Here is a 15752-nt window from a genome sequence, read left to right as displayed (position 1 = left end):
TGCTCGAAGGGACGCCGGATAATGTCCGGCGTCCGGTTCCGTACTCCGCGGCAGTTGCTACAAAAGCCTGCTGCGGATTTTCTCGATCGCATCGTCCTGGTCCGCCCCATAGGGGATGAGGCCTTTCAGTCGGCCATCGGCGCCGATCAGGAAAAGGTCCATTGTGTGGCTCATGGAATAGCCGCCACTCTTGTTCGGCACCTTTTCCGCAAATGCCCGCCAGCCTGCGATCACCCGCTTCATCTCTTCGGGCGTACCGGTCACGCCTGTGATCCGGTCGGAAAATGCGGTGACATATCCTTTCATGATCTCGGGCGTATCCCGTTCCGGATCGACCGTGAACAGGTAGCTTTTGATCGGAGCACCTTCCTCTCCAAGCTGGTTCAGATATCCCGCGACCTCAAAAAGCGTCGTCGGGCAGACCTCGGGGCAATGCGTATAGCCGAAATAAACCAGTGACGGATTGCCCTTGAAGATCGACTGATCGACCGGTTCACCCTTGTCGTTGACAAGGGTGAAGTCGGTGCTGAACCTGCTGTTTCGCGGCTCGTCCTTGAAGGTGAAGAACAGGATGCCGACGAGAACACAGAAAAAGGCCGCCGAGATCGCCGTGGCGATCAGCATGAACGGATTTTTCATGGTCATTTTCCATGTTCCGCATGTGCATCTTTGCTCTTGTCAGCAGCCACCGGGCCAACGGCAAATTCAACATCGACGGATCCGGCTTTTTCAAAAACCAGCGTCGCCTTGATCATCTCGCCTTCCTTGAACGGCTGCGGCACGTCCATGAACATCAGATGGTAGCCGCCGGGCTTGAGTTCGACTGTTGTATTGGCCGGAATCGCGATCCCGGCTTCAAGTTCGCGCATCTGCATCACGGCGCCGTTCATCTTCATCTCGTGTAGCTCGACACTGCCGGCGCGGTCGGAGGTGATGCGGACGAGGCGGTCTGCGGGTCCGTTATTGGTAATCTTGAAGTAGCCGCCGCCGACCTTGGCCATGGGCAGCATCGCGCGAGAATAGGGGTGGCCGATCTCGATCTCGCCTAGTTTGAATTCATGCGCCTGGGCAGAACCGAATGCGATCAACGAGCCGAGCACGGCATAGGTGGCGATGTTCCTGATGAACATGAGTGTCTCCGAAGGAGTGTTCCTGTTGGCTTTTGCCTGCCGAAAGAGAGAGTGCGCTCCGGTGGCGGCCAACTTAATGATGAGGGGCAAAGCGGTTAACACTGCTTTGAAATGATAGATTGGTGTTCCTGCCGTATCGGCGGACGATCAGGCGATCGAGGGAGGTGCTCTGGCGTCAGGCAACAGCCCTCGGCGCGGTGGTTCCGGTATCCGGGAGACTGGGAAAACGATATTCGCCGGCGCCTGTGCCAAAGATACTTTCAAGGCAAGGCCGGCAGATAGGATCGCGGACGTGACAGAATGCGCCAGTCGGCACAGGCTTGCGCAGGGGCAGTCTGCACTTCGTTTCAGCGGTTTATCTGAACTGTCAGGCTGTGCGTCAAAAACGCCATTGGAGCTGCAAAGGACGTGAATCTGGTCTTGGGCGACGATAGCTGTCGACGCCCTTGTCATATTTCCGGTAAAGCCCTGAAATGCCAACAGGTAGCCAAGGGCTACGGCCAGTGCTGTAGCCAGCATCCTGTCCAATAGGATTTGCCGGATCGCCTTCATGATATCTCCATGCCACAGGCCGAAGATAAAGTCACCGGTGCGATTAAATTGCGCGGGTTGCGGGTCGCCTCCATCCGAAGGAAGCGTCTTTTTCTTAAGTGTAGTGAAACACCACTTTTGCGGCTGGCTATTTCCGTGGACATCCACTCATTGTGATGTGCCAAAATCACTGGCTGCTTGACAGTCGGAGATGATCGTTGCATTTTCGCCACAATGCGTTGCTTAGAGGTCACGCAGGTGGCCTAGTGGGACCGGCGGCATTTTTCGGTCAAACACACGGACATCCAAATTCGGTGATTTTGAAGCGTCTTTCCATATTTGGTCAGGCGACAACTTGGTTGATCCCAGAGCGGGAGGGATATGATGGTGGACGGCGGGACGGCACCCCTTGCCGACGCTCAATCAGCGACCTTCATTCAGGATCGTCGCGCCTCCTTTGCCTTGCCGGGTATTCTTCTGGCGGGCGGCGCACTGGTCTGCGCCATTCTAACTCTGCTTGTTCTCCTCGGACTGACGCCGATAGCGCCGACCGGAAACGTGGTGATTGCGTCGGCCGTCATCAATTCGCTGTTCATCATCGGCCTGATGTATCTCATCGGGCGCGAAGTTACCCGGCTGCTGCGTGCCCGGAACCGGGGGAGGGCAGCGGCGCGCCTCCACGTGCGAATCGTCGTTCTGTTTTCTATCGTCGCCATCACTCCGGCGGTGCTCGTGGCGATCTTTGCCAGCCTGACGCTGAATGTCGGCCTTGATCGCTGGTTTTCGCTGCGCACGCAGTCGATCGTGCAGTCGTCGCAGGATATCGCCCGCGCCTACATGATGGAGAATGCGAGCTATCTGCAGGGCCAAACCGTCTCGATGTCCAACGACCTCGAACGTAATCGTGCGATGTTCTATCTCGATCGCACCGGCTTTCTGGACCTGATGACCCGCCAGGCCCGCGGACGCGGCATGCTCGGAGCCTTCCTCGTACAGGAGGATGGTCAGGCAATCGCGCAGGCAGACATCAAGACCGAACGTCCGCTGCCGGCCATTCCTGCCGACGCACTCAAGTCCGCCGCCGGCGGGCAGCCGACGCTTATTCCGCCCGGCATTACCAACCTAGTCGGGGCGGTGATGAAGACGGATGCGATATCCGGAACATTTCTCTACACGATCCGTGCCGTCGATCCGAAGGTCATGAACGCAATGCGGCTCATGGAGGAGAACACTGCCGAGTACAAGGCGATGGAAGCGGGTCGCTCGTCGCTCCAGTTTGCCTTTGCCGTGCTCTATCTCGGATTCGCACTGATCGTTCTTCTGGCGGCAATCTGGGCGGCAATCGCGGTTGCCGACCGTATCGTGCGGCCGATCCGGCTGCTGATCAGTGCTGCTGATGCTGTCGGCAGCGGCAACCTCAATGTTGTCGTTCCCGTTCGTGCTGCCGATGGCGACGTCGGCAGCCTGTCGCGCACGTTCAACAAGATGATCTCGGAAATCCGCACGCAGCAGGATGAGATTCTGGAAGCGAAGGATGAAGTCGACGATCGTCGCCGTTTCATCGAAGCCGTTCTTTCCGGTGTAACGGCGGCCGTCATCGGCGTCGACGACCGTAGGATCAGCATCGTCAATCCCTCCGCCGAGGAGATGCTCGGCGTTGAGCAGCAGGGCCTTATCGGTAGAACATTGCAGGAGATCGCACCCGAGATCGACCACGTGCTGACCGAAGCGACAACACGATCCCGCGGGGATTTCCGCAAGGAAGTCAACCTGATGCGCAACGGCAAGGAACGGACATTGTCGGTTCAGGTCACGCGCGAAGAACAGCGCACGTCGAACGACTCCTATGTCATCACGCTCGATGATATTACCGATCTCGTGATTGCACAGCGTTCGACTGCCTGGGCGGATGTGGCGCGTCGCATCGCCCATGAGATCAAGAACCCGCTTACCCCTATCCAATTGTCGGCGGAGCGGCTGAAGCGCCGTTACGGCAAGCAGATCGATGAGAATGACCGGGCGGTCTTCGACCAGTGCACGGACACGATCGTCCGGCAGGTCGGCGATATCGGTCGCATGGTCGACGAGTTCTCCTCGTTTGCCCGCATGCCCAAGCCTTCGAAGGAAATCACCGATCTTCGTGGCATCCTGAAGGACTCGATCTTCCTGCGCGAAATGGGCACGACCCATGTCGATTTCATCCGCGAACTCGGCGACGAACCGCTCAACGGCCTGTTCGACGGTCGCATGCTCGGTCAGGCTTTCGGTAATCTCGTCAAGAATGCCGTCGAAGCGATCGAGATGGTGCCGGCCGACGAGGAGCGTGACGGGCGCAAGGTGATGGTGCGCTCCGGCTTTGACAAGGCACGCGATCTGTTCGTGGTGGATGTGATCGACAACGGCGTCGGACTGCCGACAGAGAACCGTCACCGGATACTCGAACCCTATATGACGATGCGCGAAAAGGGCACAGGGCTCGGCCTCGCCATCGTCAAGAAGATCATTGAAGAACATGGGGGGCAGCTCGAACTGCACGATGCCCCTGCCGATTTCGATCATGGCAAGGGCGCCATGATCAGGGTGCTTTTGCCGCATGTCGATGCGGTCGACGCGCCCGTGAAAGATAAAGACAAGGAAGTAGCTTATGGCGTCTGACATTCTGGTCGTCGATGACGAGGCGGATATCCGCGAGATCGTTTCGGGCATTCTCTCCGACGAGGGCCACGAGACACGGATGGCGTATGACAGCGACAGTGCTCTGGCGGCGATTTCCGATCGCGTGCCGCGGCTAGTTTTCCTCGACATCTGGATGCAGGGCTCGAAGCTCGATGGCCTGGCATTGCTGGACGAGATCAAGAGCCGTCATCCCGATCTGCCGGTGGTGATGATCTCCGGTCACGGCAATGTCGAAACGGCGGTTTCCGCAATCAAGCGCGGCGCCTTCGATTTCATCGAAAAGCCGTTCAAGGCCGATCGCCTGATCCTGATCGCCGAGCGGGCACTGGAAAACTCCAAGCTCAAGCGCGAGGTTTCCGAGCTGAAGAAGCGCACCGGTGACGCGGCCGAACTGGTCGGAACCTCGGTTGCCGTCTCCCAGCTTCGCCAGACGATCGAAAAGGTAGCTCCGACCAACAGCCGCATCATGATTCTCGGTCCTTCCGGCTCAGGCAAGGAACTCGTTGCCCGGATGATCCATCGCAAGTCGTCGCGCGCGACAGGTCCTTTCGTGGCGCTGAACGCTGCAACGATCACGCCCGACCGGATGGAGATCGCGCTTTTCGGCACCGAGGGGACGCCCGGCCAGCCGCGCAAGATTGGCGCGCTTGAAGAGGCGCATCGCGGCATTCTCTATCTAGACGAAATCGGTGAAATGCCGCGCGAGACGCAGAACAAGATCCTGCGCGTCCTCGTCGACCAGCAGTTCGAACGCGTCGGCGGTTCGAAGCGGGTGAAGGTCGATGTCCGTATCATTTCCTCTACCGCCTACAATCTGGAGAGCCTGATTTCCGAAGGTGCCTTCCGTGAAGATCTCTATCACCGTCTCGCAGTCGTGCCGGTCAAGGTTCCGGCACTGGCAGAGCGACGCGAAGATATTCCCTTCCTCGTCGACATGTTCATGAGGCAGGTTTCCGAACAGGCGGGTATCCGCCCGCGCAAGATTGGCGACGATGCCATGGCCGTCCTGCAGGCGCATGACTGGCCGGGGAATATCCGCCAGTTGCGCAACAATATCGAGCGGCTGATGATTCTTGCCCGCACGGATGGCCCGGATACGGCGATCTCCGCAGACATGTTGCCGACCGACCTCGGAGACATGCTGCCGAAGGTCTCGTCGAAGGGGGATGTGCACATCATGACGCTTCCGCTGCGAGAAGCCCGCGAGATGTTCGAGCGTGATTACCTGATCGCCCAGATCAACCGCTTCGGCGGCAATATTTCGCGCACCGCAGAGTTTGTCGGCATGGAGCGCTCCGCTCTGCATCGTAAGCTGAAATCGCTCGGCGTCTAATGCCTTTGTGTGATTGTCGGAGTCGCATCCGTGCGGCTCCGATTGGCGCCTGTCGCGGGCTTCATGCAAAGCCACCTAAATCTGCATTCCAATCGTTTCAATCGATGGAATAACATTGCTGTAGGGTATAGAGGCAGTGTCGCATCGAATATGCGCGACGCCTTTTTCGAGATTGCGGAAAAGACGCCGATTTGGTAACCAGACTTGTGGGGGAAGGGAAACACGGGGCGTTTCTCCATCATCTCTTATCACGTGAGATCATTATCCCGGCAGATTGCCGGCAAGAAAGAAAGAATCGGCGCCATGGCGGAACGTTCTCAGAACCTGCAGGATTTATTTCTCAATACAGTCCGAAAGCAGAAGATTTCCCTGACTATATTCCTCATCAACGGGGTCAAGCTCACGGGAGTCGTAACATCCTTCGACAATTTCTGCGTGCTTCTTCGTCGTGACGGGCACTCCCAGCTCGTGTATAAGCACGCGATCTCGACCATCATGCCGGGGCAGCCGATGCAGATGTTCGAGACCGAAGAAAACGCAGCCTAAGGATAGAGACAGATTTCTACCCGAGATACGTCTAACGAATCGCTCGTCCCGGAAGCCGAAAAGCACCGGGACGATATGCGCGCCGTGGTCGTCGTGCCGGTGCTTAAGCAGACGCGCGCCCGCGGCAGCCAGAGTGACACACCGATCGTCGCCGCGCCTAAGAGATCCAACGAAGCACGGCTGGAAGAGGCGACAGGGCTTGCCCGCGCCATCGATCTCGATGTCGTCGAGGGCCTGATCGTTTCTGTCAATCAGCCGCGTCCAGCGACCCTGATGGGATCCGGCAAGATCGATGAAATCAAGGCGCTTCTCGATGAGAAGGACGCCGGCCTCGTTATTGTCGATCATCCGCTGACGCCGGTGCAGCAGCGCAATCTCGAAAAAGAACTGAATGCCAAGGTCATCGACCGCACCGGCCTGATCCTCGAGATCTTCGGCCGTCGCGCTTCCACCAAGGAAGGCACGCTGCAGGTGGACCTGGCGCATCTGAATTACCAGAAGGGCCGTCTGGTTCGGTCCTGGACCCATCTTGAGCGCCAGCGTGGCGGTGGCGGGTTCATGGGCGGTCCGGGTGAAACCCAGATCGAAGCCGACCGTCGTCTGTTGCAGGACCGTATCGTCAAGCTCGAGCGCGAGCTGGAACAGGTCGTTCGTACCCGCCAGCTTCACCGCGCCAAGCGCCGCAAGGTGCCGCATCCGATCGTGGCGCTGGTCGGCTATACCAATGCTGGCAAGTCGACGCTGTTCAACCGCATTACCGGTGCCGGTGTTCTGGCCGAAGACATGCTGTTTGCGACGCTTGATCCGACATTGCGCCGGATGAAGCTGCCGCATGGCCGCACCGTCATCCTGTCCGATACCGTAGGTTTCATCTCCGACCTTCCGACCCATCTGGTCGCCGCCTTCCGGGCTACACTGGAAGAGGTGCTGGAAGCCGATCTCATCCTGCATGTGCGCGACATGTCCGATCCGGACAATGCCGCCCAGTCGCATGACGTCTTGCGCATTCTCGCCGATCTCGGCATCGATGAGAAGGAAAGCTCCGAGCGCATCATCGAAGTGTGGAACAAGATCGACCGGCTCGATCCGGAAACCCATGACGCGCTGTTTGAACGTGCCAAGGGCCGCGACAACATCATGGCGCTATCGGCAATCACGGGCGAGGGCCTCGACCCGCTGATGGACGAGATCGCCAAGCGGCTTTCGGGTGTTCTCACCGAAACCTCGATCACCATTCCCGCGGACAAGCTTTCGCTGGTCTCCTGGGTCTATGGCAATTCGATTGTTGATGGCCGCGAGGACAACGAAGACGGCTCGGTGACGATGGATGTCCGCATGTCGGAAGCGCAGGCCACGGAACTGGAGCGCCGGCTTGGAAATGGGCCGAAGCGCGATAAGGAAGACTGGGAGCGGTAACCTGTTTGCTGCCGTCATCCTCGGGCTCGGGTTGAACCCACGGAGAAGGACGCAAGCCGCTCTGGGATTTCTATCCCCTGATCTCTACGGATGAGTTTTGCCGGAAACGGTTCGTCGGCCTCGTTCCCTCGCCCCGCATGCGGGGAGAGGGTTAGGTTGAGGGCAGCTATGCTTGAGTTGTACCCGGCCCTTCGCTTTGGCTCAGGGCGTTCGTCACTGCAATCGATTCACTGGATCGATTGCTCGGGCTTGCGCCCGACCGTTCCTCACCCAACAAACGCCCGTTCGATCACGAACTCGCTCGGCTTATTGTTGGCGCCTTCGGTCAGGCCTGCCTTTTCGAGCAGTTCCTTGGTGTCCTTCAGCATTGCAGCCGAGCCGCAGATCATACCGCGGTCAACGGCCGGGTCGAGCGGGGGCACGCCGAGGTCGGAGAACATTTTGCCGTTCTCGATCAGGTCGGTGATGCGGCCCTGGAACGGGTAGTCTTCGCGGGTAACGGTCGAATAAAGCTTGAGCTTGTCGCCGACCAGTTCGGAGAGGAACTCGTGGTTCTTGATCTCTTCCATCAGGTCCTGGCCGTATTTCAGCTCGGAGACTTCGCGGCAGGTATGGGTGAGGATGACTTCCTCGAATTTCTCATAGGTTTCCGGGTCACGGATGAGGCTCGCAAAAGGAGCAATGCCTGTGCCGGTCGAGAACATGTAGAGACGCTTGCCGGGGGTGAGCGCATCGAGCACCAGCGTGCCGGTCGGCTTCTTGCGCATCAGTACGGTATCGCCCGGTTTGATCTTCTGCAGGTGCGAGGTCAGCGGGCCATCCGGCACCTTGATCGAGAAGAATTCCAGTTCCTCGTCCCAGGCCGGGCTTGCGATCGAATAGGCGCGATAGATCGGCTTTTCGCCGACCATCAGGCCGATCATGGCAAATTCACCCGAGCGGAAACGGAAGCCAGCCGGGCGCGTCATGCGGAAACGGAACAGCCTGTCGGTATAGTGCTGCACGTCCAGCACCGTCTCGGCATAAACGCCATCCGGGATTTTTATGGCAAATTCTTCGTTTTTTGCAGGAGCATTCATCGCGATCGGTCTTCCAGTCTCATCGTTCTGACAGCGAGATATACTATCAAGCTGCTCATTTGAAGGCATCCCCGCCCATTGTCGCGGAAAGCATAGAAAATATGCGTCCGAAAGTCACCTTTAGCCTTCCCGTTTCCGGGAGAGTGTCAGGCCGAGCGGCGACGCCAGCTGTAACCTTCTCCCGCTTCGGCGTGACGGGATGTCGGCTGGTAATGCACGGCGATGCCGGGCAGACGTCCTTCTGACAGACGCTTCAGTGCCGTGGCGTTGGTGACTGCAAAGCTGTCTATGCCACAACGCAGCATCAACGGCACCTGATCGATCAGCACATCGCCGACAGCACGCAATTCGTTCCTGTAGGACAGGCGATCGCGCAAGAGCGAGGCGTGGCTGAAAGCGCGGCCATCGTTGAAGGCCGGGAAATCCACCGCAACGATCTCGATGCGATAGAGATAGGGCTCCAGTTTGGTGACGTCATCGGCTGGCCTGATCACAACGCCGAGGCCGACATCATTGCTGGCCTCCGCTTTCTCGATAAACTGATCGAGTGGCAGAAGCGCTTTCTGCTCGCCTTCGGCCTTCACCTCGTCGGTTTCGATCACCCATGGATCGTTCTCGACGAAACCGGTCTCTCTCCAGATCTTCGTCATCACGCTGCCTCCGCCTTGGCTTCACCATAAAGCGCATCCTTGAACGGTTGCGGTCCGACACGGCGATAGGCATCGAGGAATTTTTCCTCCTTGCCCGTACGCAGGCCGAGATAGGTGTCGACGATGGTCTCTATCGCGTCCGTCACCTTGGAAGGCTCAAAACCGCGACCAATGATTTCGCCGATCGAGGTATGCTCGTCGCCGGAACCGCCAAGCGTGATCTGGTAGAGTTCGGCACCCTTCTTTTCCACACCCAGAAGGCCGATATGGCCGACATGGTGGTGGCCGCAGGCGTTGATGCAGCCGGAGATCTTGATCTTCAATTCGCCGATTTCGGCCTGACGCTCGGGCGCGCCGAAACGGGTGGAGATTTCCTGGGCTACCGGGATCGAACGAGCGTTCGCCAGGGCGCAGTAGTCCAGGCCGGGACAGGCAATGATATCGGTGATCAGGTTGGAGTTTGCCGTTTCCAGCCCATGCGCGGTCAGAGCGCGATAGAGCGGTTCCAGATCGGCCAGAGCCACATGCGGGAAGATGACATTCTGTTCGTGGCTGATGCGGATCTCGTCATTGGCGAATTCTTCCGCCAGATCGGCGATCACATCCATCTGCACGTCGGATGCGTCGCCCGGAATACCGCCGATCGGTTTCAGCGAAATCGTCACCATGCCGTAGTCGGGGTGCTTGTGCGGCTGAACGTTCTGGTTGACCCAACGGGCAAAGGCCTCGTCCTGCTTCTTCCAGCCGGCGAGTTGTGCCCAGCCTTCGCTGCGCTCGGGCAGAGCCGGCGGGGCGAAATAAGCTGCAATGGCCGCGACATCGGCTTCCGGCAGTTTCAGTTCTGTTTCCTGCAGATGGGCGAATTCCTCTTCCACCTGCCGGCTCAGTTCCTCGACGCCGGTCTCGTGCACGAGGATCTTGATGCGCGCTTTGTACTTGTTGTCGCGGCGGCCGTGCAGGTTGTAAACGCGCATGATCGCGGTGATATAGGAGAGCAAATCCTGCTCGGGCAGGAAGTCATTGATCTTCTTGGCAATCAGCGGCGTGCGGCCCTGTCCGCCACCGACATAGACGGCAAAACCGATCTCACCCTTGTCGTTTTTCTTTAGGTGCAGGCCGATGTCGTGGACCTGGATCGCGGCGCGGTCGCGCTCGGCTCCGGTCACGGCGATCTTGAATTTGCGCGGCAGGAAGGAGAATTCCGGATGGACCGAAGACCACTGGCGCAGGATTTCCGCATAGGGGCGGGGATCCGCCACTTCGTCCGCTGCCGCGCCGGCAAAATGGTCAGCCGTGACATTGCGAATGCAATTGCCCGATGTCTGCAGCGCATGCATTTCGACGCTTGCCAGTTCGGCCAGGATATCCGGCGTGTCCGACAGTTTCGGCCAGTTGTACTGGATGTTCTGACGGGTGGTGAAATGACCGTAACCGCGGTCATATTTGCGGGCGATATGCGCCAGCATGCGCATCTGCTTCGAGTTCAGCGTGCCATAGGGGATGGCCACGCGCAGCATATAGGCGTGAAGCTGGAGATAAACGCCGTTCATCAGGCGCAACGGCTTGAACGCATCCTCGGCGAGTTCGCCGGAAAGGCGGCGCTCGACCTGATCGCGAAACTGTTCCACGCGGCTCGAAACAAAGGCGTGGTCGAATTCATCGTAACGATACATGGGGGTCCCGGAACTCTTAAGTGTCAGACTGCGATGAAGGCCGCGTCGGCTTTGCCATAGCCGCTCGCATAATTCATGGTGGGGCCGGCTGCTCGGATACGCTCGCGAAGGCGGGTCGGCCAGAGCACGCCATTGGTCTCCTCGACATCGATCACGGCGACATCGACAACCTTGTTGTCGGCGAAATCGCGTTTGCCGATCGCTTCCAGAGAGGCCGCGGCTTCCGCGTGGCGGGCGACCAGTGCATCCTGCAGGTTTTCCGTCCAGTGACCTGCGGCATCCAGCCAGACGGCGATGCCATCGGAAAGGCGGTTGGCGGTCAGAACCTTGTCGGTCATTGCTGCATTCCTTTTTCCTGGCCTTGTTCTTGGCCCGCATATTGCTGAGCGCGGGCGGGTTTTCTGAAGGCGGAGAGCGGTTCGGATTTGTCGAAATTCGCGCCGGCGACGGCTTCGCCGATGATCACCATGACCGGTCCGTCGAGGTCGTCACGAGCTTCCAGCGACGGCAATTCACTCAAGACGCCATGAAAGAGCTTGCGGTCGGTGCGGCTGGCATTCTCGATCACGGCAACGGTCGTGTCACGGCTCAAGCCTGCATCCATCAGGCGTTCAGAGACAGAGGCTGCGACCGTACGGCCCATATAGACGGCGATCGTGGCGCCGGAGATAGCAAGGCTGGCCCAGTCCGGCAGCACATCGCCGGTCAGGTCATGGCCGGTGGTGAAGATAAGCGAGGAGGCGACGCCACGTAAGGTCAACGGCAGGTCGAAATCGGCGGCTGCGGCGAAAGCCGAAGTGATGCCGGGCACGATTTCATAAGCGATTCCGGCTTCCCGAAGGGCGGCCATTTCCTCGCCGGCGCGGCCGTAAACCAGCGGGTCACCGGATTTCAGCCGCACGACGCGCTTGCCCTGGCGACCGAGATCGACCAGCAGGCGGTTGATCTCGTCCTGGCTCTTGGAATGACAGTTCTTGCGCTTGCCGACCGAAAGGCGCTCGGCATCGCGACGGCCCATGTCGACGATCGCCTGTGGTACTAGCGCGTCATAAACGATCGCATCCGCTTCCATCAGCACACGCTGCGCCCTGAGCGTCAGCAGGTCTTCCGCGCCGGGGCCGGCACCGACCAGCCAGATCTTGCCCTCTGCCTGTCCCGAGGTGGACAGAAGAGTATTGGCAGCGCGACGGGCGGAGGCATGGTCGTTTGCTTCGATCGCATCTGCGACATCGCCGGAAAAGAACCGGCGCCAGAAGATGCGGCGGGAGACGCCGCGCGGCACCAGGCGCTCTGCGGCATCGCGGTAATCGGCGGCGAGATTTGCAAGTCGGCCAAGCGACGGCGACAGCATCTGGTCGATGCGCGCACGGATCATCTGCGCCAGAACCGGGCCGGCACCCTCGGTGCCGATGGCGATGGCAACAGGTGCGCGGTTGACGAGCGCCGGCGTGAAGAAGTCGCAATAGTCTGGCTGGTCCACGGCATTGGCCGGGATCTTTTCTGCGCGGGCCGCGACGACGATTGCCTGATCCTGCTCTGCCTTGCCGGTTGCAGCGAAAACCAGTACGGCACCCTTTACCTGATCGACGGAGAATTCGGCACGGATGACCTTGATACCCTGCGCATCGAGCCAGGCGGCATAATCCGCTTCCGGCTTGTCGGCATAGGCGACGATCCCGGCATCGGTATTTAGGAGCAGGCGGGCTTTGGCATAGGCTTCGTCGCCGTTGCCGAAGACCGCCACGGTCTTTCCATGCACACGGAAAAAGGCCGGGAAGACTGACAGGCGTTGATGGCTGGCTGACATGCGGTTATCCTGAAACATATGACAGGAATATCCACAATCGAACGCAGGTTTTGAAGAAATGGATATGCGAAGTGGATTGGCCGCGGGTATTTCTGTTTCTCAATCAACCTGTTCTTGAGCAAAAGCCACCGCAGAGGATATTTCTCCAGTATTTCTGTAGATTACTAGGTTTTTACCTCGATCGGTCCGGTCCGCGTTATAAATTGCCTAGACATACCAGCCATAAAGAGCCTCCATGACCATTGCCGCCACACTCGCCCCCCGGCTTCTCGACGTCATCGAACGCGACATCCTGCCGCTTACCGAAGCGGGGGTTACTGCCGGCAACAAGGTGTTCGGGGCAGCGATCCTGAAGAAGTCCGATCTGTCGCTGGTGATCGCCGAGACCAATAACGAGCTCGAAAATCCGCTCTGGCACGGTGAGGTGCATACGCTGAAACGATTTTATGAAAAAACTTCAGGACTTTCCACCAAGGATTTGATTTTCCTGTCTACTCACGAACCGTGTACGATGTGTATGTCGGCAATCACCTGGGCCGGTTTTGACAACTTCTATTCCTTCTTCAGCCATGAGGATTCGCGCGATGCATTCGCCATTCCGCATGATCTGAAGATCCTGAAAGAGGTGTTCGGGCTGGAGCCCGGCGGTTATCGCCGGTCGAATGCATTCTGGAACTCATATTTCATTGCCGATCTGGTGGAGACCGAGCAAGGCCCGCTGCGACAGCAGTTGCGAGATCAGACTGCGCGGATCAAACAGACCTATCAGCGCCTTTCGGACAGCTACCAGTCCGGCAAGGGCGAAAACGACATTCCGCTCAACTGAGCGCCCAAGGACATTTCACGATGGAAGCTTCAAAGGATATTTCGCGCCTGATCGAGATCATGGCGGCGCTGCGTACGCCCGTCACCGGCTGCCCCTGGGATCTGGAGCAGGATTTCGCGTCGATCAAGCCCTATACGATCGAGGAGGCCTATGAGGTCGCCGATGCGATCGAGCGCAACGACATGGACGATCTCTGCGAAGAGCTTGGCGACCTGCTGCTGCAGGTGGTCTTTCACGCCCGAATGGCGGAAGAGGCGGGAGATTTTGCCTTCGGCGACGTGGTCGAAGCCGTGACCCGAAAGATGATCCGCCGACACCCGCATGTGTTTGCCCGTTCCGATGCCGATACGCCCGGTGCGGTGAAAATCCAGTGGGACGAGATCAAGCAGGAGGAGAAACGTGAGCGGGCCGAACGGCGCGCCGCCCGCGGCATCACCGAGGATTTCAAGGCCGGTTTTCTCGGGTCGGTGCATCGCAGCCAGCCGGCGCTGACCGAAGCGCTGAAACTGCAGGAGCGCGCTGCAAAGGTAGGCTTCGACTGGGCGCAGCCGGAACCGATCCTCGACAAGATCGAGGAGGAGGTGCGGGAGTTACGTGAGGCCCTGCAGGCAGGTCATCCGGAGAAAGTGAGTGATGAGCTTGGCGACCTGATCTTCGCGATGGTCAATATCGGCCGTCATGTGAACGCCGATCCAGAAAATTCGCTGCGCGGCACGAATACGAAATTTCGGCGTCGGTTCAATTATATAGAGACGGAACTTTCCAAGGCAGGTGAAAGCCTGGACGCGGCGACGCTGGAGCGGATGGAAGACCTTTGGCAGGCAGCTAAAGCCATAGAACGTCAGCTGGATTGAGCCTGTGACAGCCGCCATCAGGAACATGCCATGAAGCTCGACGGGTTCGAAGTCGCAATCGCCGGTGCCGGTATCGGCGGGTTGTCGCTTGCGACGATGCTGGCGCGGCGAGGGGCGCGGGTCTTGGTCTACGACCAGATGGGGGCGCCCCAACCGATCGGCTCGGGCTTTGTGCTCCAGCCGACAGGTTTGGCAATTCTAAAGGCGATGGGGCTTTTGGATGCGATCGCAGCTCGCGGCCAGGTCATTACCCGCATGCATGGAGCATTGGCCGGCCGATCGTCCGGGCCGGGCAAGACGGTGCTGGAGATCAGTTATCCGGGGGATGGGCATGGCATTGCGGTCCAACGGGTGGCCTTGTTCGATCTCCTGCTATCGGCGGCAATCGCTGCAGGTGTGCGGTTCGAAACGAATGCGAGAACAACCAACGTCATTGAAGGCAGCAGACCGGCCCTGACGCTCGATGGCGGCCGTGCAACGCCGTCGGCCGATCTTGTTGTCGATGCCATGGGGGCCAGTTCGCCGATCGGCCACGATCCGGCGAGGGAGCTGAAATATGGTGCGCTCTGGGCGACGGTGCCATGGCCGGAAGGCGGACCTTTCCATCCCCACGAGCTGGAGCAGCGTTACGAACGGGCGAGCCATATGGCCGGTGTCCTGCCGGTCGGGACGGCGAAGGACGGAGCGGCGTCGATGGCGACCTTCTTCTGGAGCCTGCGTAACCGTGACATCGATGCGTGGCGTAATGCCGGTCGGGAAGCGTGGCTGGAACAGGTAAACGCGCTCTGGCCGGAAGCCCTGCCGCTTGCCGAGGTCGCCGAGCCGGTGCATGCCCGCTATCATCATCACACACGAAAGCCGGTGGCCGGGCGCGGTGTCATCCGCATCGGTGATGCATGGCATGCTACAAGCCCGCAGCTGGGGCAGGGCGCCAATATGGCGATGATCGATGCCGCTTCACTGGCTTCTGCGCTTTCCCGCGCACCCTCGATAGACGAAGCCTTCGCACGGCATCTGCACCAGCGCGGACAGCATGTCTGGCTCTACCAGACGCTTAGCCTCGTGCTGACGCCGTTCTATCAGTCCGACAGCCGCATCCTGCCAGCCATGCGCGATATCGCCATCGGTCCGACGACGCGGATGCCGCTGGTGCGGCAGCTCGTCAGCCGGTTGGTCACAGGCGATTTCCTCAGCCCGATAAAGCGTATCGGGCTGAATGATCTCTAGGTCG

14 protein-coding genes are annotated in these 15752 nt (G+C 59.2%); 7 read left to right on the top strand and 7 right to left on the bottom strand.

Annotated elements, in window-relative coordinates:
* Nucleotides 1-57: 57 nt before the first annotated feature.
* Nucleotides 58-645 (bottom strand): SCO family protein, encoded by a 588-nt coding sequence (locus HNQ72_RS02795; protein WP_244654271.1) that lies wholly within the window; start codon nt 643-645, stop codon nt 58-60.
* Entirely contained in the window at nt 642-1130 is a 489-nt protein-coding gene (locus tag HNQ72_RS02790) for a copper chaperone PCu(A)C (protein WP_183989462.1), read from the bottom strand. Before HNQ72_RS02790 ends, HNQ72_RS02795 begins: the two co-directional genes overlap by 4 nt.
* A 915-nt stretch (nt 1131-2045) precedes the next feature.
* Here HNQ72_RS02790 and HNQ72_RS02785 point away from each other — a divergent pair.
* The 4 genes from HNQ72_RS02785 to hflX all read left to right on the top strand — a co-directional run bounded on the left by HNQ72_RS02785 (nt 2046) and on the right by hflX (nt 7632).
* Nucleotides 2046-4316: a sensor histidine kinase NtrY-like gene (locus HNQ72_RS02785; RefSeq protein WP_183989461.1), complete on the top strand. Its 2271-nt coding sequence runs from the start codon at nt 2046-2048 to the stop codon at nt 4314-4316.
* Entirely contained in the window at nt 4306-5670 is a 1365-nt protein-coding gene (ntrX, locus tag HNQ72_RS02780) for a nitrogen assimilation response regulator NtrX (protein ID WP_183989460.1), read from the top strand. The genes HNQ72_RS02785 and ntrX overlap by 11 nt, the downstream gene beginning before the upstream one ends.
* 303 nt (nt 5671-5973) lie before the next feature.
* Nucleotides 5974-6216 carry an RNA chaperone Hfq gene (gene hfq / locus HNQ72_RS02775; RefSeq protein ID WP_007757453.1) on the top strand — a complete coding sequence of 81 codons (243 nt, stop codon included), beginning with the start codon at nt 5974-5976 and terminating at the stop codon, nt 6214-6216.
* A gap of 75 nt (nt 6217-6291) precedes the next feature.
* Nucleotides 6292-7632 (top strand): GTPase HflX, encoded by a 1341-nt coding sequence (hflX, locus tag HNQ72_RS02770; RefSeq protein ID WP_210319488.1) that lies wholly within the window; start codon nt 6292-6294, stop codon nt 7630-7632.
* Between the two features lie 266 nt (nt 7633-7898).
* Here hflX and HNQ72_RS02765 read toward each other — a convergent pair whose 3' ends face one another.
* The 5 genes from HNQ72_RS02765 to cysG all read right to left on the bottom strand — a co-directional run bounded on the left by HNQ72_RS02765 (nt 7899) and on the right by cysG (nt 12841).
* On the bottom strand, nt 7899-8711 hold the full coding sequence (locus HNQ72_RS02765; RefSeq protein ID WP_183989459.1) for a ferredoxin--NADP reductase: 813 nt from the start codon (nt 8709-8711) through the stop codon (nt 7899-7901).
* A gap of 146 nt (nt 8712-8857) precedes the next feature.
* Entirely contained in the window at nt 8858-9361 is a 504-nt protein-coding gene (locus tag HNQ72_RS02760; RefSeq protein ID WP_148144869.1) for a DUF934 domain-containing protein, read from the bottom strand.
* Nucleotides 9361-11034 (bottom strand): nitrite/sulfite reductase, encoded by a 1674-nt coding sequence (locus HNQ72_RS02755; protein ID WP_183989458.1) that lies wholly within the window; start codon nt 11032-11034, stop codon nt 9361-9363. Before HNQ72_RS02755 ends, HNQ72_RS02760 begins: the two co-directional genes overlap by 1 nt.
* Nucleotides 11035-11057: 23 nt before the next feature.
* A complete protein-coding gene (locus tag HNQ72_RS02750) occupies nt 11058-11372 on the bottom strand; it encodes a DUF2849 domain-containing protein (protein ID WP_148144867.1) in 315 nt (104 codons plus the stop codon).
* Nucleotides 11369-12841, bottom strand: a complete 1473-nt coding sequence (cysG, locus tag HNQ72_RS02745; RefSeq protein WP_183989457.1) for a siroheme synthase CysG — start codon at nt 12839-12841, stop codon at nt 11369-11371. Before cysG ends, HNQ72_RS02750 begins: the two co-directional genes overlap by 4 nt.
* 235 nt (nt 12842-13076) lie before the next feature.
* Between cysG and HNQ72_RS02740 the strand changes: the two genes are divergently transcribed.
* From HNQ72_RS02740 to HNQ72_RS02730, 3 genes are read left to right on the top strand one after another with little or no spacing between them, the layout of a single operon-like run.
* A complete protein-coding gene (locus HNQ72_RS02740) occupies nt 13077-13667 on the top strand; it encodes a deaminase (RefSeq protein WP_183989456.1) in 591 nt (196 codons plus the stop codon).
* Between the two features lie 20 nt (nt 13668-13687).
* Nucleotides 13688-14521 carry a nucleoside triphosphate pyrophosphohydrolase gene (gene mazG, locus HNQ72_RS02735; protein ID WP_183989455.1) on the top strand — a complete coding sequence of 278 codons (834 nt, stop codon included), beginning with the start codon at nt 13688-13690 and terminating at the stop codon, nt 14519-14521.
* A gap of 30 nt (nt 14522-14551) precedes the next feature.
* Complete coding sequence (locus HNQ72_RS02730) at nt 14552-15748, top strand: FAD-dependent oxidoreductase (RefSeq protein ID WP_183989454.1); 1197 nt, start codon at nt 14552-14554, stop codon at nt 15746-15748.
* Nucleotides 15749-15752: the final 4 nt, after the last annotated feature.

The organism is Aliirhizobium wenxiniae (assembly GCF_014201355.1).
Lineage (GTDB): Bacteria > Pseudomonadota > Alphaproteobacteria > Rhizobiales > Rhizobiaceae > Neorhizobium > Neorhizobium wenxiniae.
This window is presented reverse-complemented; position numbering and strand designations above follow the sequence as displayed.